Origin of the sequence: Sandarakinorhabdus glacialis (assembly GCF_014643455.1) — a bacterium.
Lineage (GTDB): Bacteria > Pseudomonadota > Alphaproteobacteria > Sphingomonadales > Sphingomonadaceae > Sandarakinorhabdus > Sandarakinorhabdus glacialis.
This window is the reverse complement of sequence record NZ_BMJM01000004.1, coordinates 99578-123992: the sequence shown is the minus strand read 5'-3', so window position 1 is coordinate 123992 and position 24415 is coordinate 99578. Positions and strand designations below refer to the sequence as shown.

At 66.7% G+C, this 24415-nt stretch carries 22 protein-coding genes and 1 tRNA gene; 13 read left to right on the top strand and 10 right to left on the bottom strand.

The window, feature by feature from the left end; genetic code table 11:
* Positions 1-15: 15 nt before the first annotated feature.
* From IEW98_RS07180 to IEW98_RS07160, 5 genes are all read right to left on the bottom strand, one after another.
* On the bottom strand, positions 16-1929 hold the full coding sequence (locus IEW98_RS07180) for an alpha/beta hydrolase family protein (protein WP_188762252.1): 1914 nt from the start codon (positions 1927-1929) through the stop codon (positions 16-18).
* 161 nt (positions 1930-2090) lie between these two features.
* Positions 2091-2969, bottom strand: coding sequence for a 3-hydroxyisobutyrate dehydrogenase (gene mmsB / locus IEW98_RS07175; protein WP_188762251.1), 879 nt, complete (start codon positions 2967-2969; stop codon positions 2091-2093).
* A 102-nt stretch (positions 2970-3071) separates the two neighbouring features.
* Positions 3072-3845, bottom strand: a complete 774-nt coding sequence (locus IEW98_RS07170; RefSeq protein ID WP_188762250.1) for an enoyl-CoA hydratase-related protein — start codon at positions 3843-3845, stop codon at positions 3072-3074.
* Between the two features lie 5 nt (positions 3846-3850).
* A complete protein-coding gene (locus IEW98_RS07165; RefSeq protein ID WP_188762249.1) occupies positions 3851-5350 on the bottom strand; it encodes a CoA-acylating methylmalonate-semialdehyde dehydrogenase in 1500 nt (499 codons plus the stop codon).
* A 78-nt stretch (positions 5351-5428) separates the two neighbouring features.
* The gene (locus IEW98_RS07160) at positions 5429-6376 is read right to left on the bottom strand and encodes a cation diffusion facilitator family transporter (RefSeq protein ID WP_188762248.1); all 948 of its coding nucleotides are present in this window, start codon (positions 6374-6376) and stop codon (positions 5429-5431) included.
* Positions 6377-6459: 83 nt separating this feature from the next.
* On the opposite strand from IEW98_RS07160, the gene IEW98_RS07155 reads away from it, so the two are divergent.
* The gene (locus IEW98_RS07155; protein WP_188762247.1) at positions 6460-7182 is read left to right on the top strand and encodes an energy transducer TonB; all 723 of its coding nucleotides are present in this window, start codon (positions 6460-6462) and stop codon (positions 7180-7182) included.
* 43 nt (positions 7183-7225) lie between these two features.
* On the opposite strand, the gene IEW98_RS07150 is transcribed toward IEW98_RS07155, so the two are convergent.
* Positions 7226-7300 (bottom strand) — tRNA-Gly (locus IEW98_RS07150).
* A gap of 151 nt (positions 7301-7451) precedes the next feature.
* On the opposite strand from IEW98_RS07150, the gene trxA reads away from it, so the two are divergent.
* The 3 genes from trxA to IEW98_RS07135 are packed head-to-tail and all read left to right on the top strand — an operon-like array spanning position 7452 to position 9236.
* The gene (gene trxA, locus IEW98_RS07145; protein ID WP_188762246.1) at positions 7452-8390 is read left to right on the top strand and encodes a thioredoxin; all 939 of its coding nucleotides are present in this window, start codon (positions 7452-7454) and stop codon (positions 8388-8390) included.
* Between the two features lie 13 nt (positions 8391-8403).
* Complete coding sequence (locus IEW98_RS07140) at positions 8404-9057, top strand: LON peptidase substrate-binding domain-containing protein (protein WP_188762245.1); 654 nt, start codon at positions 8404-8406, stop codon at positions 9055-9057.
* On the top strand, positions 9054-9236 hold the full coding sequence (locus IEW98_RS07135; RefSeq protein WP_188762244.1) for a Trm112 family protein: 183 nt from the start codon (positions 9054-9056) through the stop codon (positions 9234-9236). The genes IEW98_RS07140 and IEW98_RS07135 overlap by 4 nt, the downstream gene beginning before the upstream one ends.
* An 80-nt stretch (positions 9237-9316) precedes the next feature.
* Here the strand turns inward: IEW98_RS07135 and IEW98_RS07130 are convergent, their stop codons facing one another.
* The 3 genes from IEW98_RS07130 to IEW98_RS07120 form a co-directional block, all read right to left on the bottom strand.
* Complete coding sequence (locus IEW98_RS07130; protein WP_188762243.1) at positions 9317-10534, bottom strand: FAD-dependent monooxygenase; 1218 nt, start codon at positions 10532-10534, stop codon at positions 9317-9319.
* Between the two features lie 59 nt (positions 10535-10593).
* The gene (locus IEW98_RS07125) at positions 10594-11448 is read right to left on the bottom strand and encodes a sulfotransferase domain-containing protein (RefSeq protein WP_207792529.1); all 855 of its coding nucleotides are present in this window, start codon (positions 11446-11448) and stop codon (positions 10594-10596) included.
* Positions 11449-11564: 116 nt separating this feature from the next.
* Positions 11565-11999, bottom strand: coding sequence for a GFA family protein (locus IEW98_RS07120; RefSeq protein WP_188762242.1), 435 nt, complete (start codon positions 11997-11999; stop codon positions 11565-11567).
* Positions 12000-12126: 127 nt separating this feature from the next.
* Between IEW98_RS07120 and IEW98_RS07115 the strand changes: the two genes are divergently transcribed.
* Entirely contained in the window at positions 12127-12939 is an 813-nt protein-coding gene (locus tag IEW98_RS07115) for a DUF2306 domain-containing protein (protein ID WP_243450610.1), read from the top strand.
* A gap of 123 nt (positions 12940-13062) precedes the next feature.
* Positions 13063-15453 (top strand): FtsK/SpoIIIE family DNA translocase, encoded by a 2391-nt coding sequence (locus IEW98_RS07110; protein WP_188762241.1) that lies wholly within the window; start codon positions 13063-13065, stop codon positions 15451-15453.
* A gap of 9 nt (positions 15454-15462) precedes the next feature.
* Here IEW98_RS07110 and IEW98_RS07105 read toward each other — a convergent pair whose 3' ends face one another.
* Positions 15463-16203 carry a sulfite exporter TauE/SafE family protein gene (locus tag IEW98_RS07105; protein ID WP_243450609.1) on the bottom strand — a complete coding sequence of 247 codons (741 nt, stop codon included), beginning with the start codon at positions 16201-16203 and terminating at the stop codon, positions 15463-15465.
* A 173-nt stretch (positions 16204-16376) separates the two neighbouring features.
* On the opposite strand from IEW98_RS07105, the gene lptB reads away from it, so the two are divergent.
* The 7 genes from lptB (at position 16377) to IEW98_RS07070 (ending at position 24380) form a co-directional block, all read left to right on the top strand.
* Complete coding sequence (gene lptB / locus IEW98_RS07100; RefSeq protein ID WP_243450608.1) at positions 16377-17177, top strand: LPS export ABC transporter ATP-binding protein; 801 nt, start codon at positions 16377-16379, stop codon at positions 17175-17177.
* 2 nt (positions 17178-17179) lie between these two features.
* Entirely contained in the window at positions 17180-18655 is a 1476-nt protein-coding gene (rpoN, locus tag IEW98_RS07095; RefSeq protein WP_188762240.1) for an RNA polymerase factor sigma-54, read from the top strand.
* 125 nt (positions 18656-18780) lie between these two features.
* Entirely contained in the window at positions 18781-20145 is a 1365-nt protein-coding gene (locus IEW98_RS07090) for a M48 family metalloprotease (RefSeq protein ID WP_188762426.1), read from the top strand.
* On the top strand, positions 20145-20960 hold the full coding sequence (locus IEW98_RS07085) for a DsbA family protein (RefSeq protein ID WP_188762239.1): 816 nt from the start codon (positions 20145-20147) through the stop codon (positions 20958-20960). The genes IEW98_RS07090 and IEW98_RS07085 overlap by 1 nt, the downstream gene beginning before the upstream one ends.
* Positions 20957-21679 (top strand): hypothetical protein, encoded by a 723-nt coding sequence (locus IEW98_RS07080; protein ID WP_188762238.1) that lies wholly within the window; start codon positions 20957-20959, stop codon positions 21677-21679. The genes IEW98_RS07085 and IEW98_RS07080 overlap by 4 nt, the downstream gene beginning before the upstream one ends.
* Entirely contained in the window at positions 21676-22428 is a 753-nt protein-coding gene (locus IEW98_RS07075; RefSeq protein ID WP_188762237.1) for an alpha/beta fold hydrolase, read from the top strand. Before IEW98_RS07080 ends, IEW98_RS07075 begins: the two co-directional genes overlap by 4 nt.
* Positions 22429-22565: 137 nt before the next feature.
* The gene (locus IEW98_RS07070; RefSeq protein ID WP_188762236.1) at positions 22566-24380 is read left to right on the top strand and encodes a M2 family metallopeptidase; all 1815 of its coding nucleotides are present in this window, start codon (positions 22566-22568) and stop codon (positions 24378-24380) included.
* The last annotated feature ends 35 nt before the right edge of the window (positions 24381-24415 follow it).

Below are 24415 nucleotides of genomic sequence, written 5' to 3'. Positions count from 1 at the left end.
CAAAACGCCATTCCCCTATGGCGTCACCGCGAGTTTCGCGTCCGCTGGATTGTGCTTTTCCAGAAACGCCATAAGCGCGTCGAGCAGTCGTCGGCGCGTCACTGCCATCGAAAGCCAGTGGTCCTCGCCTTCCAGCGTCACCACTTCGACCGGAGCGCCCTTCTGCCGCAGCGCCTCAGCCATATAATCGGTCTGGGCATAGGCGACGACGGTATCGTCCTTGCCGTGGATCAACTGCACTGGCACCGTCGATCGCGTGGCCAATTGCGCCGGCGAAAGCCTGTCGAGCAACGGGTCGGCGTTGTTCGGCGCGCCAATCAGCCGCAACCAGAACCGTTGCGATGCACTGCGCTTTGGCGAAATCCGCTGCCGGGATGTACCGCCGAGGAAGCGGCGCAGGTCCGTCACCCCGGCGATCGCGGAGGCGCAGCGATAGACGCCCTTTTGCAGTGTGACCCCCGCCAGCGCGGCATAGCCGCCATAGCTGGCGCCGACGATGCACACTCGCGCCGGATCGATCATGCCTGCTCCTGCCAGGTGCCGCACCCCGTCCGACAGGTCGGTCTGCATCTTGCGGCCATATTCGCCCCAAGCCGCCTCGCGGAGTCCGTCTCCCAGCCCGTCCGAACCGCGAAATTGCGGTCGCAGCACGGCGTAACCGCGGGATGCCATCGCCTGTGACCACCAATCGAAGCCGGGATGGTCGCGCGCGATCGGCCCGCCATGGGGAAACACGATCAGCGGCAAAGCCTTCGTCGCGCGTCCTGGCGGCAAGGTAAGATAAGCGGGAATTTCCAACCCATCTGCAGCGTGATAACGGATAACTCGATTTTCACCGATATCGGCCAGCGCGATGCCGGGATAGCGCGAACCGAGCGGCTTGGCTTCGCGCTTGCGCCGGTCGATGACGAAATATCCATCGCCGTTCGCCGGTCCCTGCACTCGGACGACGATGACCATCCGGTCCTGCGACCAAGATGCCAGCGTCACGACTTCACCCGGGAATGCCTTGGAAATTGCGTCCCAGCTGCGCTGGTCATCAGGGTTTTGAAACGCGTATTTCACCCCATTCATATCGGTGTGCGTCGCCGCGCTCAACCGCCGCGTCGCCGGATCGGAAATCAGGCCATCGGGATCAAGCCCGGCAATTGCCGGCCCCCATGTCGCCTCCTTGCCCTTTGGCGGTGCCGCAATCGGGATAGAATGAACGCCCCATTTGCCGTCGCGATAGTTCCTTATAAGCAGCGATTTGCCGTCGGCGTCGATGGCCAGCAATTCCGGCTTGTCGATATCGGCGCTCTCGACCAGCGCCTTTTGCCAACCATCGATACCGCGTAGGAACAATGTCCATTCGGCCTTGTAAGCGTCATAGTCGGACCGGGCCACAGCCTTGCCGTCACCATCGACCATCCATGCCTCGGTCTCGGGCTTGCCGGTCTCTTCCAGCACCGTCTCGCCAGTCTTCAGGTCGACACGATACAAGCCGGACACGCCGACGATCGAATTGCCGCGGCCGAACACAAAGGGCAGGCCGGGCACCACCACCATCTGGTTGCCATCCCGCCGCACTGGCATGGGCGGGGCGGTAACAATGTTCATCGTGCCCCGGACCTTGTCCATCAATCGCTTCGATGTGCGCGTTGTCAAATCCAGGTCTTGCACCTGGTACCATTCGATCAACGTGCTGCCGAGACCGCGCGGTGGCTTTGCCGTCGTCGATATCAGCGCCAGCACATGATCATTGCCTACCCAGACAAGGGTCCGCGCTTTGGCCTTTTCGACCGCTGATACCGAAATCAACTTGCCGTCCGCCATAGACCTGACCTGAATCTGCGCCTGCGTGTCGTCCCCGACAATCGCCGCATATCGTTGGCCATCGGGCGACAGCGTCACCTCGTCGACCGCCGGCAACTGGCCATACGCCGACAACGGCGGTGCCGCGCCGGCTGCGCCTGACAGGCCCAGCCAAACGCTCGCGATTGCGCCAACACAGCGTCGCCCTAATGTCATCTCATCACGCCCCGATATTGCGACCCCGCAATGATCTTGGCGGATCGCCTCGGCCCGTCAAGCGCACAATGATGAAGTCCTCAGCCGCGCAGCAACCGGATGATCGCCGAGAAATCGAGTCCCCCGCCGCCATTATTGGCAAACAACTGGAACAACGCCTCGGCCTGCGCCCCCATCGGCACGCTCGCCCCCGCCTGCGTCGCCGCCGCCAGCGCCAGCTTCAGATCCTTGAGCATCAGCGCCGTGATGAAACCACCCTGGTAATCGCGGTTGGCAGGCGATGTCGGCACCGGCCCCGGCACCGGGCAATTGGTCGTCATCGACCAGCTCTGCCCGCTCGCCTTGGAACTGATGTCGTAGAATGTCTGCGCATCGAGCCCCAGCTTTTCGGCCAGCACGAACGCCTCCGCCGTCGCCACCATCGTCGCGCCCAGGATCATGTTGTTGCAGATCTTCGCCGCCTGCCCCATCCCCGCCGCGCCGGCATGGATCACCGCCTTGCCCATTTTCGCCAGGATCGGCTCGGCCGCCGCGAACGCCGCATCCGGCCCCCCGACCATGAACGTCAACGTGCCCCCATCGGCCGCCCCCGTTCCCCCCGAAACCGGCGCATCGACCATCTTCAACGACTTCTGGGCCGCCAGTTCGTTGACCTGCCGCGCCGTCGCGACGTCGATCGTCGAACAGTCGATCAACACCGTGTCCGGCCCCGCCGCTGCAAACAGGGCATCCTGGTACGCCGCGAGAACATGCGTCCCCGCCGGCAACATGGTAATGATCGCATCGGCGCCGCTGGCCGCCGCGCGCGCCGAGGTCGCCGCGCTGCAACCATGGCTCACCGCGCGCGCCACCGCCGCCTCGGACAGGTCGAACGCCCGCACCTCATGCCCGGCCTTGGCCAGGTTGGCAGCCATCCCGCCGCCCATGTTACCGACGCCGATAAACGCAATAATGCTCATTTAATTGCCTCTTCTACCCTGTCATACCAGCGGAGGCTGGTATCCAGTCTTCCCCGCGAGCATCGAACCAGCGGCGCTTGCACCGCACCCCGGCGCTAACGCTCAAGTCCCCGTCCAGACCCCCGGCCGCTTGGCGACAAACGCCGCCATGCCTTCCTTCTGGTCCGCCGACCCGAACAGCCCATGGAACAGCCGCCGCTCGAACCGTATCCCCGCCGACAGCGTCATCTCGAATGCCGCTTCGACCTGCTCCTTGACCGCCAGCACCGCCAGCGGTGCCATGCCGGCAATCGCCTTGGCCGTCTTCATCGCCTCGTCGACCAGCTCCGCCGCCGGCACCACCCGCGCCACCAGCCCCGATCGTTCGGCTTCGGCGGCATCCATCATCCGGCCGGTCAGGCACATCTCCATGGCCTTCGCCTTGCCGATGGCGCGCACCAGTCGCTGCGAGCCGCCCATGCCCGGCGTCACCGCCAGCTTGATCTCGGGCTGGCCGAACTTCGCCGTATCCGAGGCAATGATGAAATCCGCCATCATCGCCAGCTCGCAGCCGCCGCCCAGCGCAAACCCCGAAACCGCCGCGATGAACGGCTTGCGCGTCGCCGTCACCCGGTCATAGCCGCCAAAGAAATTCGCGCCGTACATCTCGGCAAACGACTGGTCGGACATTTCCTTGATGTCCGCCCCCGCCGCAAACGCCTTCTCGCTGCCGGTCAGCACCAAGCACCGCTGCGACGCATCGCCATCGTAAGCCGCAAACGCCGCGATTAGATCGGCCAGCACCTGCGAATTCAGCGCATTGAGCGCCTGCGGCCGGTTGAGCCGCACCAGCGTAACCGCGTCATGCTGCTCGACGATCAAGGTCTCGTAAGTCATGCCGGTCACGCCATCGTCGGGATGACGAACGCGCTGCCCGTGTCCCCGACCCCGCCATCGGGCCAGCGCCCCGTTACCGTCTTGCGCTTGGTCCAGAACTGCACGCCTTCCATGCCGTGCTGGCCGATGTCGCCGAACGCACTGCGCTTCCAGCCGCCGAAACTGTGATACGCCACCGGCACCGGGATCGGCACGTTGACGCCGACCATCCCGACATTGACCCGCGCCGCGAACTCGCGCGCCGCATGGCCGTTGCGCGTGAAGATCGCCACGCCATTGCCGTATTGGTGGTCGCTGCACAGCTTCAGCGCCGCCTCGAAATCATCGGCCCGCACGATCTGCAGCACCGGCCCGAAAATCTCCTCCTGATAGCTCCGCATCTCGGGCTTGACCTGGTCGAACAGCGTCGGCCCGACAAAGAACCCGCCCTCATGCCCCTGCAACGAAAAGCCGCGCCCGTCGACGACCAGCTCGGCCCCCTCGGCAACGCCCATGTCGATATAGGATTCGATCTTCGTCTTGTGCGCCGCCGTCACCACCGGGCCATAATCGGCATCGGGGTCGGTCGACACGCCGATCCGCAGAGCCGCGATCGCCGGCAGCAATTTGTCACGCAGCCGGTTGGCCGTATCCGCCCCGACCGGCACCACGACCGGCAACGCCATGCAGCGTTCCCCCGCCGACCCGAACGCCGCGCCCGCCAGGTCACGCACGACCTGGTCGAGATCGGCATCGGGCATGATGACGCCGTGGTTCTTCGCGCCGCCCATCGCCTGGACGCGCTTGCCGTTGGCCCAGCCCTTGCTGGAAATATAATGCGCCACGTCCGACGACCCGACGAAGCTCACCGCCGCGATATCGGGATGTTCCAAAATCGCGTCGACCATCTCCTTGTCGCCGTTGACGACGCCGAACACGCCATCGGGCAACCCGGCCAGCTTGAACAGCTCGCCCAGCCGCACCGGCAAGGTCGGGTCGCGCTCCGAAGGCTTCAGGATAAAGGCATTGCCGGTCGCGATCGCCACGCCGGCCATCCACATCGGGATCATCGCCGGGAAATTGAACGGCGTGATGCCCGCCCCGATGCCGATCGGCTGCCGCATCGACCAGATATCGATGCCCGGCCCCGCGCCATGGGTAAACTCACCCTTCAGCACATGTGGGATGCCGCAGCAGAATTCGATGACCTCGAGCCCGCGCTGAATATCGCCCTTCGAATCGGCCAGCACCTTGCCATGCTCGCTCGACAGGATCCGCGCCAGCTCGTCGATCTCGGCCTCGACGAGCTCCTTGAACTTGAACATCACCCGCGCGCGCCGCTGCGGGTTGGTCGCCGCCCAGCCCGGTTGCGCCGCCTTCGCCGCCGCCATCGCCGCATCGAGCTCGGCCGCCCCGCCCAAGCGTACCTGCGCCTGCACCTTGCCACTGTTGGGATCGAAGACGTCGCTGGTCCGAACGCCGGCCGAAACCGACTGTCCGCCGATATAATGGTCGATAATGCGCATCAAATTGCCTTTCCGGTCTGTGCCCGCTGCTCTAGCGGCGGGCGCTCCGGACTTCCACCTGCGACTTTGCACGTGACATCACACGCAGGCCGCCTGCCGGCAATCCACCGCCCCGATCTCGACCTGGAACGTCGCATGGCCGATCCTGAACTTGTGCTCGACGTCATGCGCCAGCCCGGCCAGCACCGCATCGCCGGGGTGCCCACCCGGCATCACCAGATGCGCCGTCATCGCCGTATCGGTCGTCCCCATCGGCCAGATATGTAAATGATGCACCGCCGCCACCCCCGGCCGCTCGCCGAGGAACGCCGTCACCGCCTCGGGATCGATTCCCGGCGGCACCGCATCGAGCGCTAGCGCCACCGATTCGCGCATGAGGCCCCATGTCCCGCGCAGGATCACCGCAACGACAATCAGGCTCAGCGCCGGATCGACCCAATAGGCGCCGGTCTTGAGCACGATGAGGCCCGCCACCACCACCGCCGCTGAAATTCCAGCATCGGCAAGCATGTGGAGATACGCGCCGCGAATATTGACGTCGCCGTCTTTGCCCGAACCGCTACCACCCGAAAACAGCCAGGCGGTAAACCCGTTGACCAAGATGCCCATGCCCGCGACGACCATCACCGTCACGCCCGGAACCGGTTGCGGATCGCCGAGCCGCCGGAACGCCTCGACCGCAATCGCCCCGCAGGCGACGAACAGGAACACCGCATTGGCCAGCGCCGCGAGAATGCCGCTGCGCTTCAGCCCATAGGTAAAGCGCGCACTCGGCGCCCGCGTCGCCAGCCGCAACCCCGCCCACGCCACCGCCAGCCCAAGCACGTCGGACAGGTTATGCCCGGCGTCCGCCAGCAGCGCCATCGACCCCGTCGCGACCCCGAACCCGGCCTCAGCGATCACATAAGCAAGATTGAGCCCGATCCCGACCGCGAACGCCGTCCCGAAATCCTTCGGCGCATGGCTATGGCCGTGCTGCCCGTGACCAGCGTGTCCGTCATGCGTTTCGTGATCATGGCCTGCCATTCCCGACCCATAGGCGATATCGCTGCACAGGCGAAGTGCTGCCGCTCTGCCGCCGTTCAGCCGCGCCGTGTCATGATGCGCCGGTGATCGACGAACAGACCTCCAACAAGCTCAAGGGCGCCGCCGGCGCGCTGCTGCTCCAGGCCATCCTCGGCTATGCGCTGTTCATCGGCCTCTCCGCCGGCCGCCCGATGATCGTTCCGGAGCCCGTCATCCTGCCGATCTCGCCGATCGCCGCCCCGCCCGAGCCGACACCCCCGCCGCCGCCCAAGCCCACCGCCCCGCGCCCGCGCTCGACGACCGCCGCGCCGGCGCCCAAATCCATCCCCACCATCTTCGTCGCCCCGCCGCCGATCATCCCGATCCTGATCCTGCCGCCGATCACCGCCGCCCCCATCGCCGGCGACGGCGCTGCCCCCACCGCCGGCGCCGCCGCCACCGGCGAGGGACTCGGCAACGGCGAACCCGGCCCCGGCCGCGGCGACGGCGATGCCGGCGACGGCGACGGCGGTGGCGGCACCCCGCCGCGCTGGCTCCGCGGCCGCATCCGCGACTCGGACTATCCCCGCGCGGCGGTCATGGCCGAGCTCCAGGGCGCGCTTGTCGCGCGCTACCACGTCGGCACCAACGGCCGCGTCACCGCCTGCGACATCATCGAATCGAGCGGCAACGCGCTCCTCGACGAAACCACCTGCAACCTGGTCATGGAGCGCTTCCGCTATCGTCCCGCGCTCGACGAAGCCGGCCGCCCGGTCGTTTCCATGGTTTACGAAGACCACCGCTGGGTGATCGAAAAATCGCAATGACCGGCACCCCCGGAAGGGTCGGTCAGCTCCATTTCTAATGAAATGGAGCGGGCGAAGGGATTCGAACCCTCGACTTCAACCTTGGCAAGGTTGCGCTCTACCCCTGAGCTACGCCCGCTCGGCCAAGGGGGCTAACCCCGTGGCGAGCGGCGCGGTTAACACTAGGGCGCGCGCCGATGCAAGAACAATCGCCGAAAAAACTGCCTGCGACGCCAACACGCGCCCGCAATACCCCTGCAGGGTTGGCAAAGTGCCCCCCCGGCCCCCATATGGCCGAAACCGCCCGCATTGAGGATATCACCTTGGCCAGCCTCGCCACTGCCGCCACTGAAAAAGCCAGCATCGAGGCCTTCCGCCGCGACGTCGTCGATGCGTCGAAGGACGCCCTCGTTCTCGTCGACTTCTGGGCCGAATGGTGCGGCCCCTGCAAGACCCTCACCCCGCTGCTCGAGCGCGTCGTCGCCGCCGATGCCGACCGCGTCAAACTGGTCAAGATCGACGTCGACAAGAACCAGACGCTTGCTTCGCAATTTCGCATCCAGTCGATCCCGACCGTCTATGCCTTCCTCAACGGCCAGCCGGTCGACGGTTTCCAGGGCGCGCTCGGCGAATCCGAGCTCAAGGCCTTCATCGCGCGCCTCCTGGCTGGTGCCCCCCCGGCCCCTGGCGAAGTCGATGCCGAAGCCGAAATCGCCGCACTCATCGAAGCCTCCAACGCCGCAATGGCCGAAGGCGCGCACGAAGACGCTGCCGCCATGCTCGGCGCCCTCGCACAGGAATTCCCCGACCGCGAGCCCGTCGCCGGCAAATACGCGCTGGCATTGCTCGCCGCCGGCCGCACCGACGATGCCGCCGCCGCGCTCACCGCCGTGCCCGCCGAATCGAAGGACGCCGACGTAACTCGCGCCCGCGCCGCCATCGCCCTCGCTGCCGACGCCGTCCCCGTCGACGACCTTTCGGCCCTCGAATCGGAAGTCGCCGCCAACCCCGACGATCACCAGCTGCGCTTCGACCTCGCCGGCGCGCTCCTCGCCGGCGGCAACCGCGACGCCGCCGCCGACCACCTCCTCCACACTATCGCCGCCGATCGCGGCTGGAACGAAGGCGCCGCGCGCACGACCCTGCTCAAGATCTTCGAAGCCACCGGGCTCGATGACGCCTGGAGCATCCGCACCCGCGCCCGGCTGCGATCGATCCTGTTCTCATGAGGAGGGTCTTGCCATGACGGGCCACGAACCCCTGCCAGTCGCCGTGCCGGTCTTCCCGCTGTCGGGTGCACTCCTGCTGCCGCGCGGGATACTGCCGCTCAACATCTTCGAGCCGCGCTATCTCGCGATGGTCCGCGACGCGATGGCCGCCACCGGCGCCGCGAATCGGATCATCGGCATCATTCAGCCCCGCACCGAGGGCGAGCCGCCGCCACTTTACGCGGTCGGCTGCCTCGGCCGCATCGGTGACTACCGCGAAACCGAGGACGGCCGCGTCCTCGTCGCGCTCACCGGCGTCAGCCGCTTCCGCATCGCCGCCGAGCTCGATCGCACGACGCTATACCGCCAGGTCATGGCCGATTATCATGATTTCACTGAAGACCGCGACGAGCCCGACGCCCTCGCCGCCGTCGCCCGCGCCGGCCTCGAGGACGTGCTGCGCACCTATCTCGACACCCAGGGTCTCTCCGCCGACTGGGAGGCCGTCCACTCCGCCGACGATGAATCGCTCGTCACCACGCTCGCCAGCATCTGTCCCTTCGACCCCGCCGAGAAGCAGGCACTCCTCGAAGCCGACGACCTCGCCGACCGCGCCGCCACCCTCACCGCGCTGATGACCTTCGCCCAAGGCCCGAGCGGCGAAGGCGACCGGCCAACACTCCAATGAGCCTCGACCCAAAGCTGCTGGCAATCCTCGTCTGCCCGATGACCCGCACGCCGCTACGCCTCGACGAAGCCGCCCAGGAACTCGTCGCCGACAAAGCCGGCCTAGCCTACCCGATTCGCGGCGGCGTCCCGATCCTACTCATCGAAGAAGCCCGCGAATTCACCCCGCTAGAAGACTGACTTTAAAAACTCCCTCCCCCTTGAGGGGAGGGCGACTCGGCCCCAGCCGAGCGGGGTGGGGGTTCACCCGCTCGCCAATCTCAAACCAATTCACCCCGCAACAAAGCCGGCAATTCCCCCGTCTCCCCCCGCGCCTCCGCCATGAATCGCGCCTTCAGCATCGGCACCCGTTCCACCCCCGCCAGCCCGAACCGCCGCGCCGCCGCCGGGACCCGCCCCGGCACCGCGAACAGCTTGTTCAGCCCATCGGTCACCGCCCCGACCATCGAATTATCGAACCGCCGCCAAGCCGAATAGCGCTTGAGCACATCCGGTGCCCCCAAATCCTGCCCCGTCCGCGCCGCCTCGACCAGAATCTCGGCCATCGCCGCAACATCGCGGAACCCCATGTTGAGTCCTTGCCCGGCAATCGGATGGATCCCGTGCGCCGCATCCCCGATCAGCAGCAGCCGTTGCGCGCTGTAACTCGCCGCATGATGATACCCCAGCGGCCACACCGCCTGCGGGGCAATCACCTCGATCTCCCCCAAAGTGCCGTCGATCCGCGCCGCAATCTCCGCCGCCAGCGCCACCGGGCCCAGCTTGCGTGCACCAGCCGCCGCCGCCTCGTCGACCGTCCACACGATCGCTGTCCGCGGCCGCCCATCTTCACTGTCGATCATCGGCAAAAGTGCCATGGGTCCCGACGGGTAAAACAGCTCGCATGCTACACTGCCGTGCGGCACCGAATGCGCCACCATCGTCACCAGCGCCGCATTCGGATACGACCAGCTCGCCAGCCGAATCCCTGCACCCTCGCGCGTCTTCGACTTCCGCCCATCCGCCGCAACCGCCAGCGGCGCCGTAAACACCCGCCCATCCGCCAGCGTCAACGTCGCCGCATGATCATCGCGCACCAGGCTCGCCACCACCGCCGGCGCCACCAAAGTCACCAGCGGCTCGGCGCGTACCGCCTTCAACAACGCAATCCGCAACAGCCGATTCTCGACCATGATCCCCAGCGGATCGCCTTCAGCCCCCGCATCGAAATGCAAATACTGCGGCGCAATCCCGTCGGTCACCCGGATCGCCCGGATCGCGCAGCCGTCGCTGTCGAGCACCTCGCCTAGCCCCAGCGCCCGCAACATCCGTGCCGAGGCACTCGCCACCGCGCTCGCCCGCCCGTCGAACGTCGCCAGCGTCGTCGCGTCGAGGTCCTGTGCATCGACAACGATGCTTGAAACCTCGTGCCGCGCCAGCGCCAGCGCCAATGTCGAGCCGATCAGCCCGCCGCCGATAATGATCACATCTGCATTCATGCCCTCGGGTCTAGCTCATCCCATCGCAGCCCCCAAGCGGACATGATGTCCGTCCGGCGTTACGCCGCCAGCAGTCTCAGCGTCGCCGTGTCGAGGCGTTGCCGGCAGGTCTCGTCGATCCAGTCCAGCGTGTCCTTGCTCAGATAATCACGATAACCGCCGGCCGCACCGCGCCGCATCCGCAGCGCTTCGGGGTCCGTCCGGTCATAATCATGCCCGGGAATACCGCTCTCCACTTCGAGCGCACGCATCGCCTCGATGTTCGCCGCGGCAACCGCCCGGCGGACGCAATCCGCATCCGGTTCCTGCCCCAGGAACCGCAGCACGCGTGCCGTTTCGGCCTCGGGCGCGGCACTCAACCGCTCATAGGTCACCACGCAGCGCGGGTGTTTTTCCAGCAACAGCGCGCACTCGTTCAAATATTGCATCAGGTCGGGCAAGCCCTGCGCGTCGTCGCGAACGAAATCGTCGATGGTGCCGGTGTATCGGTGCTTGTGCCGCGTGGCATGAAAATAGGCCGAGACAATCACGTCGCGCGGATCGCGAACCATCATGATCACCGGAACCGGCGTGACCAGCGATCGGTAGCGGTGGCTGACGGCGATCAATGGGACCAGCCCCCGCGTCGGTCCCGCCTGATAGGCCGGTATGCCGCGTTTCCGATCCCAGTCCAGATTGGGCAGGATGCCGAACATGCTATGCAGGTCGATATCCGCCTCCAAACCGATGACATGTGCAAAATAGGTTGCCAGGATGAAACGGAACCACGTCCGCCCCGACTTGGGATAGGATATCAGCAAGGCGTCGATCGTGTTCGACGCTCGCGCCAGGCGCAGTTGCCCATAACGGGCTGTCATCCAGCCCGTAATTCGCCGCGCCCCTGATTGCGCCGTCGCCGGTCGCGGACTGTCCATGCCTCGCACATTAGCGCCATTCGCTGAAACCGCCTTGGCGCGAAAGCATATAGCGTCGGCCCTGCGGGATAGACGTCGGCGTCGCCGTTATCCCCACGGTCCCCATTTTGAGCAAATCAGACGCACGGGGATGTCTTGCCCGCCATGAAGCGCAACACCCCGACCACGCGCTTTTTACCATCTTCACTGTCGGACGTGTGATGCACCCCGTCGGTCACCGTCACCTCGGCGAGATCGAACGGGCTCATCCCCGCCAGACACGCGAGATTGACGCCATATTCACCGGGGTTCGACCGCCGCTGGTGAAATGTGTGGATGCCGCAGATCCGGCAAAAGTAATGCTTCGCCGTCCGGGTATTGAATTCGTAAAGCGTCAGCGATTCTGCGCCGCTCAAGATGGTGACATCGTCCAGCCGCGCCGTGACCGCCACTGCACCGCGCATGCGGCAATAACTGCAGTTGCACCGCATCGCGCTGGCCAGGCCATCGTTCAGCACGACACGAAATGTCACTGTGCCGCAGTGGCAGCGCCCATCGATCGGTTCACGCATCGGACCGGATTAATGCTGCCAGCGCGGAGGCGCCAGCCAGAATGCCGCGAACGCGCCACTACCGTTGCGGTCAGCCCCGTAACGGTTTACAATTGGCGACTGGTTTCACGCGCCGGGGGAATACGGCATGGCAACGCTGGCTGATACACCGGTCCTGCAACAGCCGCCGCACCGCGTCGTCGGCAACGACAGCCGCTTTTTCATGGTGTCGGCCATCGTCATGACGCTGGTCGTCGTCGCCGGTTTTTCGACGCAGCTCGCCATGGGCCGCTCGAGCTTCGCCGCGCCGCCCCTCGTCCATGCCCATGCCATCGTCTTCATGGGCTGGGTCGTGCTCTACCTGCTGCAGAATGTCTTCGTCGCCACCGGCAACACCGTCCTCCACCGTCGTCTGGGCTGGATCGGCACCGGCTGGGTGGTCGCCATGGTCGTCCTCGGCTGCATGGTTACCGTTTCCATGGTCCGCAGCGGCCAGGTGCCGTTCTTCTTCCAGCCCGTGCACTTCCTCGTCCTCGATCCGATGACGGTGTTTACCTTCGCCGGCCTCACCGCCGCCGCCGTCGTGCTGCGCCGCCAGACCGGCTGGCACCGCCGCCTGCACTTCTGCGGCATGGCGCTCCTGATAGGTCCCGGCTTCGGCCGCCTGCTGCCGATGCCGCTGCTCCCGCCCTGGGCGTTCGAAGCGACCTTCATACCCATCATGCTTTTCCCCCTTGTCGGCGTCATCGCCGACCGCCGCCGCAGTGGCCGCGTCCACCCCGCCTGGGCGTGGGGCATTGCCGTCATGCTCGGCTCGCTCGCGGTCACCAACGCCATCGCCTATGGCCCCCTCGGTCCGCCGCTCTACAACGCCATTACCGCCGGCTCGCCAGGCGCCGCGGTTCCGCCCTACGCCTTCCCGCCGCCGCCCTCCGGACCACAAGTCACCGGGCGCACCTGAGCCAATGCCTTTCCGCCTCAAAGCCTTGACCCCGGACTCCCCATCCGCCATCGTGGCCTGACAGGTTCAAAGCGTGAACGGACAGGGCTTCCGCCAGCGGGCGAGAGCAGGGTAAAGGCGGCAATGGCAACGCGCGCAGCAAATGTCTCGAAACCGCGCCCCGTCGCGCCCGGCCGCATCGCGCGTGCGCTGGGGTGGGCGAAGGCAGCGCTGCACCGCACCCTCGTCCTCGCCGGCGCGCTGGCGCTGGTCCTTGTCGCTGTCGGCCTCGTGGCCGCGCTGCTCAGCTATTCGCGCCTCGATCCCTCGCTCAACACCGTCACCGGCCGTACGCCGGTCAACATCCTCGCAGGCCCCGGTGCCCATGTCGCCGACCTGCTGCTGCAATTGTTCGGCTGGGCCGCGCTGCTGCTGGCCCCGGTCATCGCCACCGCCGGCGTCCGGCTCGCCGAGCGCCGCGACTTCGCCGTCCGCCGTGCCATTTTCGCCACGCTCGCCGGCGTCGTCGTTCTCGCCGCCGCCGCCGGCGCACTCGGCATCGGCGATCTCGGCGCCCCCTCGGGGGCCGGCGGCACCATCGGCTGGTTTGCCGGCAAGGGCGCTCAATCGCTCGGCGACACCGCGCTGCTGTCGGGCATCTCGGTGCCGTCGCTGTTCGCGGTGCTGCTGGTCCCTCTCGGCCTCGGCCTCGTCGCCTGGGGCACCGGTCTCAACCGCGCCGATCTCGGCGGCATTGCCGCGCTGTTCCACCGCGAACCCCGCTACGAGGACGACGATGACGACGCCCCGATCGCCGTCGTCCCGCGCCCGCGCCCACTGGGACGCCCCGCCGATGCCGAGGATATCCGCGCCGCGATCCAACCAACGACGCCCCGCGCCATCGTCGTCGAACCCAGCGCCCGCGCCGAACCCGGCAAGCGCGGCAACGACGAACGCCAGCCCGCGCTCGACCTCGGCGACGCTGCCATCCTGCCGAGCCTGTCGCTGCTGAAACCCCCGCCGGCCGGCCCCGCGCGCCGCGTCGATGCCGCCAGCCTCGAACAGAATGCCCGGCTGCTCGAAGGCGTGCTCGAGGATTTCGGCGTCCGCGGCCGCATCGGCGAAGTCCGTCCCGGCCCCGTCGTCACCATGTACGAGCTCGAACCCGCCCCCGGCATCAAGGCGTCGCGCGTCATCGGCCTCGCCGACGATATCGCCCGCTCGATGTCGGCGCTGTCGGCCCGCGTTGCTGTCGTCCCCGGCAAGAACGTCATCGGCATCGAGCTGCCGAACCTCACCCGCGAAATGGTCAGCCTGTCCGAACTCCTCGGCAGCCGTGCCTTCGAGGATCGCGGCGCCGTCCTGCCGCTGGTGCTTGGCAAGGATATCGCCGGCGAGCCCGTCATCGCCGATCTCGCGCCGATGCCGCACCTGCTCATCGCCGGCACCACCGGCTCGGGCAAGTCGGTCGGCCTAAACGCCATGATCCTGTCGCTGCTCTACCGGCTCACGCCGCAGCAGTGCCGGATGATCATGATCGATCCCAAGATGCTCGAGCTGAAGACCTATGACGGCATCCCGCATCTCCTGTCGCCGGTCGTCACCGATCCACCCAAGGCGATCCGCGCGCTGAAATGGGCCGTCGACCAGATGGAGGACCGTTATCGCCAGATGTCGGCGATCAACGTCCGCTCGCTCGCCAACTTCAATCAAAAGGTCCTCGAATCAAAGGCCAGCGGCAAGCCCTTTGTCCGCCGCGTCCAGACCGGCTGGGACCCCGAAACCGAGCTGCCGATCATCGAGGAGGAAGTCCTCGAGTTCGAAACGCTGCCGCTCATCGTCATCGTCGTCGACGAACTCGCCGACCTGATGATGACCGCCGGCAAGGAAGTCGAATTCCTCATCCAGCGCCTCGCCCAAAAGGCCCGCGCCGCCGGCATCCATCTCATCATGGCGACCCAGCGCCCCTCGGTCGACGTCATCACCGGCGTCATCAAGGCCAATCTCCCGACCCGCATCAGCTTCCAGGTCACCAGCAAGATCGACAGCCGCACCATCCTCGGCGAGCAGGGCGCCGAACAACTTCTCGGCAAGGGCGACATGCTATGGATGTCGGGCGGCAAGCAGCTCGTCCGCGTCCACGGCCCCTTCGTGTCGGACGACGAGGTCGAAGCCGTCGCCGAACATTGGCGCCGCCAAGGCATGCCCTCCTACGTCGAGGCCGTCACCGAGGACCCCACTGACATCGACGGCCAATGGGGCCTCGAAGGCGGCGTCCCCGCAACCCGTGCGAGTGCTGGGAGCACTGTAATTCCCGGCCCTGTCGACGACGAAGCCGACACCTATGCCCGCGCCATCGAAGTCATCGCCGCCGCGCAAAAGGCCTCCACAAGTTACCTCCAGCGCCAGCTCCGCGTCGGCTACAACAACGCCGCCCGCCTCATCGAGCAGATGGAGCAGGACGGCTTTGTCTCGAAACCTGACCACGTCGGTCGCCGCGAAGTCCTGATCGACGAAAACGGCCAGCGCCGCTGACCGTCCAGCCTAACCCCGAACGAACAGCCCTACAGTCAGCGCCAGCCCGATCACCACCACCCCGACCTTGAGCACTTTCTCCGGCAGCACCCGCAGCGCCCGCGCACCAGCATAGCCGCCGATCATCGCCCCCGCGCCGATCGCCACCGCCTCGCGCCATGCCACCGCCCCCGACGACGCAAAGATCACCGCCGCCGATATATTCGCCAGCCCAACCAGCACGTTCTTGGTCGCCGCGGCATTGCGCACCGGCATCCGCGCCAGCGTCAGCGCCGCTAGCGTCATGATCCCCGCGCCGCCGCCGAAGAACCCGCCATAGGTCGCGATAACCGCCTGGATCAGCGCCGACACCCACGCTGCCGGCGGTGCGCTGGCGGTCTTCGGCTTCGGCCCGAAACTGCTCCACGCGAACAATGCCGTCGCCGCCAGCACCAGCCACGGCACCATGTCGGCAAACACCTTGGACGGTGTGACCAGCAACAACAGCGCCCCCGCCACGCCGCCGACCAGGCTGATGATCGCCAGCACGCGAAACGACAGCCGCTCGGCGCCCGCCACCATCGATCGCCCCGCCAAGCCGGTCGTCACCTGCCCCGGAAACAGTGCCATCGTCGAGGTGATGTTGGCCAGCTTGGGGTCGAGCCCGACAGCGATCAGCGCCGGCAGCGTGATGAACGAGCCACCTCCCGCCAAGGCGTTTTGCGCCCCCGCCCAGATACCGGCACCGAACAGCAGGAGGATCATGGTCATCGTCATTCCGCGCCGGTTCTCCACGGCGTTGGCGGCCGGCGCAAGCCAAGATCGCCGTTTCGGCTTCAACTTGCCCCCCACAGACACTTTGCAAAGTCGCCCGTTCACGCTAACTTCACGCGCCCATGCAAAAATCGCGCCAACCGGCCGAGATAGGCAGGGCAGGAGTGAAAATGGCGTCCGACGAGCTATTGCTGACCAATCCCGACGACGACCGCGCCGAGGAACGCGCCATTGCCCGCCAGGGCGTGGCGCGCGGCCTGTCGGTCGACGGCATCGGCAAGAAATACGACAAGCGCGTCATCCTGCGCGATGTATCGCTGTCCGTCCGCCGCGGCGAAGTCGTAGGCTTGCTGGGACCGAACGGCGCCGGCAAGACCACCTGCTTCTACTCGATCATGGGTCTCGCCATGCCCGATTCGGGCCGCATCCTGCTCGACGGCCACGACATCACCGGCCTGCCGATGTACCGCCGCGCCGCTCTCGGCCTCGGCTACCTGCCTCAGGAAACCTCGATCTTCCGCGGCATGACCGTCGAGCAGAATATCCTCGCCGTCCTCGAAGTCGCCGAACCCGACAAGACCCGCCGCGCCGCCCGACTCGAATCGCTGCTTGGCGAATTCAACATCACCCGGCTGCGCGCCGCCCCCGCCATGGCGCTGTCCGGCGGTGAACGCCGCCGCTGCGAGATCGCCCGCGCCCTCGCCGCCAACCCGTCGATCATGCTGCTCGACGAACCCTTCGCCGGCATCGACCCCATCTCGATCGCCGACATCCGCGCGCTGGTCGTGCAACTCCGCGACCGCGACATCGGCGTCCTCATCACCGACCACAACGTCCGCGAGACCCTCGAGATCGTCGATCGCGCCTGCATCATCTACGATGGCCGCGTCCTCTTCGAAGGCACGCCGCAAGCCCTCGTCGCCGACGAAACCGTCCGCCGTGTGTATCTCGGCGAGGACTTTACCCTCTAGCCATGAGCCTCGGCCCCCGCCTCGAATTAAGGCAATCGCAGCAGCTGGTGATGACCCCCCAGCTCCAGCTGGCGATCAAGCTGTTGACCCTGACCAATGTCGAGCTCGAAGCCTATATCGGCGAGGAGCTCGACAAGAATCCCCTGCTCAGCACCTCCGACGGCGCCGACACTGCCGATGCACCAGTCGCTGCCGAAGCCGCGCCCGATGCGAGCGCCAGCGGCCTCGATACCCTGCTTGGCGGCGGCGAAGGCAGTGCCGGCTCGGGCGACACCCCCCTCGATATTGACCCCTCCGAACGCTTCCAGCATGACACCCCCGGCGACAGCGCCGACTGGGGCGCCGCCCCCACCGGCGGCGACAACGACGACCTCGATTTCGACAGTTTCGCCGCCGCCGACGCGTCGCTCGGCGAAATTCTTGCCATCCAGGCCAGCGCCGCCTTCGATGGCGCCGACCTCATCATCGCCCGCCACATCATCGATCTCATCGACGAATCGGGCTATCTCGGCGAACCCACCCAGGATATCGCCGAGCGCCTCGGCGTCGACATTTCCGTCGTCGAAGCCGTCCTCGCCGGCATCCACCGCTTCGAACCGACCGGCGTCGGCGCGCGCAATCTGGCCGAGTGCATAGCCATCCAGGCCCGCGACGCCGATCGTTACGATCCCGCCATGGCTTGCCTCATCGCCAACCTCGATTTCGTCGCTCGCGGCGATATTCCCGGCCTGATGCGCATCTGCGCCCTCGACCGCGAGGACATTGCCGACATGATCCGCGAACTCCGCCGCTACGATCCGAAACCCGGCCTTCGTTTTGGCGGTGACCGTGCCGCGCCCGTCGTCGCCGATGTCTTCGTCCACCGCGGCGACGACGGCGAATGGCGCATCGAACTCAACCAGGCCACCCTGCCACGCCTGCTCATCGACCGCGACTATCACGCCGTCCTCGAGGCCGGCGCCGACAAGTCGACCACCAATTTCCTCAACGAATGCGTCCACAGCGCCAACTGGTTGCTGAAAGCGCTCGATCAACGCGCCCGCACCATCGTTCGCGTCGCCGCCGAACTGGTCAAGCACCAGCGCGGCTTCTTCGATCACGGCGTCGGCCAGCTCAAACCCCTCACCCTGCGCTCGATCGCCGAAGCCATCGACATGCACGAATCGACCGTCAGCCGCGTCACCTCGAACAAATACATCCAATGCGAGCGCGGCCTGTTCGAGCTCCGCTATTTCTTCACCAGCGGCGTCGGCAGCTCCGATGGCGGCGAAGCCTCGTCCGCCCTCGCCGTAAAAGACCGCATCGCTCGCCTTATCGCCGCCGAAACCCACGATACCCTCTCCGACGACAAGCTCGTCGAGATCCTGCAACGCGAAGGCTTCGACATCGCCCGGCGGACCGTCGCCAAATACCGCGAAGCCCTCGGTCTCGGCAGCAGCGTCGCCCGCCGCCGCGCCCGCCTCCTCGCCGCAGCATAAACTCCCTCCCCCCTGCGGGGAGGGCGACTCGGCCCCAGCCGAGCGGGGTGGGGGTTCCGCACTCCCCCACATAAGCCAACCCCACTTCACCACCCGTTCAGACGTGCTAGACGATGCGCGTGCTCATGCGCCCCTATCTCCCGCGCCTCCTGACCATCAGCCTCGCGTCAATGGCGCTGCTGCTGCCGACCCTCGAATCGGCCGCCAACGCCCAGTCGATCCTCCGCGACGCCGAAACCGAGGACTTCTTCCGCGACATCTCGAAAGAAATGATCGTCGCCGCCAACCTCGATCCCAACTCCGTCCAAATTGTCCTCGTCGGCGATCCCAGCATCAATGCCTTCGTCACCGGCGGCCAGAACGTCTTCATCCACTCCGGGCTGATCGCCGCCGCCGACAATGTCGGCGAACTTCAGGGCGTCATCGCCCATGAACTCGGGCATATCGCGGGCGGCCACAACGTCCGCTTCGGCGAAGGCGCCGGCCCCGCCACCAACATTTCGCTGTTGTCCCTGATCGGTGCCGCCGCCGCCATCGCCGTCGGCGCGGGCGAGGCCGGCATGGCCATCCTCGGCATGGGCACCGCCATGGCGCAGGGCAAGTTCCTCAGCTTCACCCGCGACCAGGAAAGCCGCGCCGACCAGGCCGGCGCCCAGTATCTCGGCAAGGCCGGGCTCTCCGGCGCCGGCTCGATCGCCTTCTTCAAGAAACTTCAGGGCCAGGAATACCGCCTCGCCATCCCCCAGGAGAATGAATACGCCCGCACCCACCCGTTATCGGGCAACCGCATCCTCGCCTTGGAGGACATCTACCGCAAAAGCCCGTCGTGGGCCCGCCCCGCCGACAAGGCGCTCAACGATCGCTTCCTGCGCATCAAGGGCAAGCTCATCGGCTTCGTCGACGAACCGCCGCGCGTCCTCGCGCTCTATCCCGAAAGCAACCAGTCGGTGCCGGCGCACTATGCCCGCGCCTATGCCTGGCACCGCTCGGCCTATGCCGACCAGGCCGCCGGCGAGGTCGACAAATTGCTCGCCGTATCGCCCGAGGACCCGTTCTTCCTTGAACTCAAGGGCCAGATCCTGCTCGAATCGGGCAAGGCCGCCGCCGCCGTGCCGCTGCTCCGCGAGGCCGTGCTCAAGGCCCCGAATGAGCCGCTGATCATGACCCTGCTCGGCCATGCCCTCATCTCGACCGAGGATCCCAAAAACGCCGCCGAGGCCGAGCCGCTGCTCAAGCGCGCCATCGCGCGCGACCGCGAGAATCCCTTTGCCTGGTATCAACTCGGCGTTATCTACGATCGCAAGGGCGATGAGCCCCGCGCCGCGCTCGCCGCGGCCGAACGCTACAACCTCGAAGGCAATGCCAAGGGTGCTGCCGCCAACGCCCAGCTGGCGCGCGGCGGCCTGCCCAAGGGCACGCCAGACTGGATCCGCGCCGACGATATCGCGCTGGTCGCCGCCGATGAACTCGGCAAGAAGAAGCGACGCTGATGCAAAAATCCTTTCAAGATTTCATGGAGAAACGGGTGCGGATCATCTGGGCAATCGGCGCGGTCCTGCTGGCAGGCCTCGGCGGCGCCGTGCTCGCCGCGCAAACCGGCGGCCCGCCGTTCGGCACCAGCGTCGGCACCACCGATCGCGCCGCCATCGAAAAGATCGTCCGCGAATATATCCTGTCGCACCCCGAACTCATCCCCGAGGCGATGACCCGCCTCGAATCGCGCGAAGTCGGCAAGCTGCTCGCGTCGAACCGCAAGGACATCGAAACCCCCTTCGCCGGCGCCGTCGCGGGCAATCCGCAAGGGGATGTCCCCGTCGTCGTGTTCTTCGATTATGCCTGCCCCTTTTGCCGCCAAGGCCACAAGGACGTCGCCCGGCTGGCCGCGGAGGACAAGGGCATCAAAATCGTCTACCGTGACTTCCCGGTGCTTTCACCGGCCAGCGACGAGGCCGCCATGGCCAGCCTTTCGGCAGCGCTGCAGGGCCGCTACGAAAACTTCCACGACGCCATGTTCGAGACCCCTGGCAAGGTCGTCCATGAACGCACCATCGCCGTCGTGCGCAGCGCCGGCCTCAACGAGATGCGTACCGCCAAGGACCTCGGCTCGCCGGCGCTGAAGGCCGAAATCAAGAAAAACCTCGATCTCGGCCGCGCCCTGGGGCTGACGGGCACGCCGTCCTATGTCGTCGGCGACCGCATCCTGTCGGGCGCCGTCGGCTATGACGAGCTCAAGAAAGCCGTGGCGCAAGCCCGCGCCAGGACGGCGACGTCCGCCGACGCCGCCAACGAGGATACTGCCGGGTGACGCCCCTGCCGCCCCCAACGCCGCCGCGCCTCGACGTAGCGCTGACCATCCGGCGCACGCTGCAGGCCTATGCCCGCGACTTCGCTGCCGTCCTTCTCGCCGGCATCATGCTCGTCGTCCTGCCCGCGGTGCTCGCCCGCAGCATCCCCGCGGCCGGCGACTGGACCACCCTCGTCATCACCGCCCGCGCCGTGTGCGCCATGCTCTACGTCGCCCTCGTCAGCTGGGGCGTCGTCGCCCGCTATTCCGGCCGCGCCCTGCCGCCGCGCGCATTCTTGCGCGAAGGCCTCGCCCGCGCCACCCCCGGCCTGCAGGTCGCGCTGCTCGCCGGCGCCGCCATCGTCGCCGGCCTGACGGTCCAGCTATTCGCCCGCCACGGCACCCTCGCCGGCTGGGCGCTCGATGCGCTGCTGCTCGCCGCCGGCCTATGGGCGGCGTGCGTCGTCATGCCCGTCGTCCCCGCCGCGGTCGCCGAGCGCCTGTCGCCGATGCAGGCCTTCCGCCGCGCCGCCGCGCTGACGGAGGGCAACCGCAACCGCATCCTCGTGCTGGCGCTGCTGGCGCTATTCACCCTCGCCCCGACGACGATCCTCGCCATCACCGCCGGCAACCCCTGGCTCCTTGCCGGCGTCGAGCTCCTCGCCTGGAGCCTCGCCGCCACCCTGCCCGCCGTCATCTACACCGTCCTGCGCGGCGCCCAGTCACCGGATTACCAATGACCCCCACACAGTATGACTTCCTGTCGTTCGACGGCGTCCGCATCGCCTGGCACGAGCTCGGCAACGGCGCCCCCGTCGTCCTGCTCCACGGCCTGTTCAGCTCGGGGGAGATGAACTGGCGCAAATACGGCGCCGCCGCCGCGATCGCCGCCGCCGGCCACCGCGTCATCATGCCCGATTTCCGCGCCCACGGCCTCAGCGCCGCACCCCACGACCCCGCCGCCTATCCCGCCGACGTCCTCGCCCTCGATATCGAGGCGCTGATCCGCCACCTCGATCTCGCCGATTTCGACCTCGGCGGCTATTCCCTCGGCGCCCGCACCGCCGTCCGCCTGCTGGCACGCGGCCTCCGCCCCAACCGCGCGATCCTCGGCGGTATGGGCCTCGCCGGCCTGACAGGCGGCACCGAGCGCGCCGCCTGGTTCCTCAACGTCATCGCCAACGCCGACAGCTTTGCCCCCAATACCCCCGAATATGCCGCCGCCGCCTTCATGAAGCAGAACAAGATCGACGGCGAAGCAGTCGCTCATGTCCTTCGCTCGCAACAAGCAACACCGCTCGAAACCATCCGCACCCTCGACATCCGCACGCTGGTCATCTGCGGCGTCAACGACCAGGACAACGGCTCCGCGTCCGACCTCGCCATGACCCTCCCAAGCGCCGCCTACGCCGAAATCCCCGGCAACCATATGAGCGCCGTCACCAAACCCGATTTCGGCACCGCCATCGCCGCCTGGCTGCAGCACTAGCCGCTCACCTCTCCCCTCGCGGGAGAGGTCGAGAGACGCGCCCTTGCGCGTCCCGGGTGAGGGGGCCTTCCCTAACCTTGACGCCAAGCCCCACCAAGGCCCATCCCTCCCCTACAGACCCCCCAGGGAGCAGCAAAATGAAGTCCCCCCTCCTCACCCTCGCCCTGACCACCACCCTCCTCGCCACCCCCGCCCTCGCCGCCGAAGCAACCTTCCCCGTCACCCCCACCGGCGCCGCCGCCTTCATCGCCGACGCCGAAAAACAGCTCGCCGCCTTCAGCCTCGACGCCGCCCGCACCCAATGGGTCAACGCCACCTTCATCACCGACGACACCGACGCCCTCGCCGCCACCTCGGGCGCCCAAGGCACGCTCCTGTCGGTCAAGCTCGCCAAGGCCGCCGCCCGCTTCAACACCGTCAAGGGTCTCGATTTCGACACCCGCCGCAAGCTCGACTTCCTCCGCCAGGGCATCGTCCTGCCCGCCCCCGACCGCGCCGGCGCCGCCGAGGAACTGGCCACCCTCTCCACCCGCATGACCTCGACCTATGGCAAGGGCAAAGGCACCTTCAAAGGCCAGCCCACCAACGGCAACGACCTCGAGGCGCTGATGGGCACGACCCGCGATCCGGCGCTGACGAAGGAGATGTGGGAAAGCTGGCACAAGGTCGGCCAGCCGATGCGCGCCGACTATGCCCGCATGGTCGAGATCGCCAACGAAGGCGCCCGCGAACTCGGTTTCGCCGATACCGGCGCGATGTGGCGCGCCGGCTATGACATGCCCGCCGACGACTTCGCCAAGATGATCGACACGCTGCTGGCGGAGGTCAACCCGCTCTACACCGACCTCCATTGCTACACCCGTTTCAAGCTCAACGAGAAATACGGTGACGCCGTCCAGCCGAAAACCGGCCCCATCCGCGCCGACCTGCTCGGCAACATGTGGGCGCAGGACTGGAGCGCGATCTACGACGTCGTCGCTCCCAAGGGCGCCGGCGACATCGGCTACGACATCGGCGACCTGCTTACCGCCAAGGGCAAGGACCCCGTCGCCATGGTCCGCACCGGCGAGGCCTTCTACTCGTCACTGGGCTTCGCGCCGCTCCCCGAAACCTTCTGGCAGCGCTCGATGCTGACCAAACCCGCCGACCGCGAAGTCGTCTGCCACGCCAGTGCCTGGAACCTCGACAACAAGGACGACCTCCGCATCAAGATGTGCATCAAGGTCAACGCCAGCGACTTCGTCACCATCCACCACGAACTCGGCCACAATTATTACCAGCGCGCCTACAACAAGCAGCCGTACCTTTACCTCAACAGCGCCAACGACGGTTTCCACGAAGCCATCGGCGATTTCGCGGCGCTCTCGGTAACCCCCGATTACTTGGTGAAAATCGACCTGCTCGATGCCTCGAAAGTCCCCGGCGCCTCCCGCGATGTCGGCCTCCTGCTCCGCCAAGCCCTCGAAAAGGTCCCGGGAATGCCGTGGACAGCCCTTGTCGACAAATGGCGCTGGGACGTCTTCTCGGGCAAGACTCCCCCCGCCGCCTACAACCAGGCCTGGACCGATGTTCGCCTCAAATATCAGGGCATCATACCCCCCGTCACCCGCACCGAGGCCGACTTCGACCCGGGCGCCAAATACCACGTCCCCGCCAGCACCCCCTATGCCCGTTATTTCCTCGCCCGCGTCCTGCAGTTCCAGTTCTACGAAGCCGCCTGCAAGCAAGCCGGTTGGAAAGGCCCGCTTCACCGCTGCTCGATCTACGGCGACAAGAAAGTCGGCGAAAAGTTCAACACCATGCTCGCCATGGGCGCGTCAAAGCCTTGGCCCGACGCCCTGCAAGCCTTCACCGGCACCCGCGCCATGACCGGCAAGTCGATGCTCACCTACTTCGCCCCCCTCCAAACCTGGTTAAAGCAACAAAACAAAAACCAGCAATGCGGCTGGTAAGCAGCCCAACCTAAGATTGTCCTGTCATGCCAGGG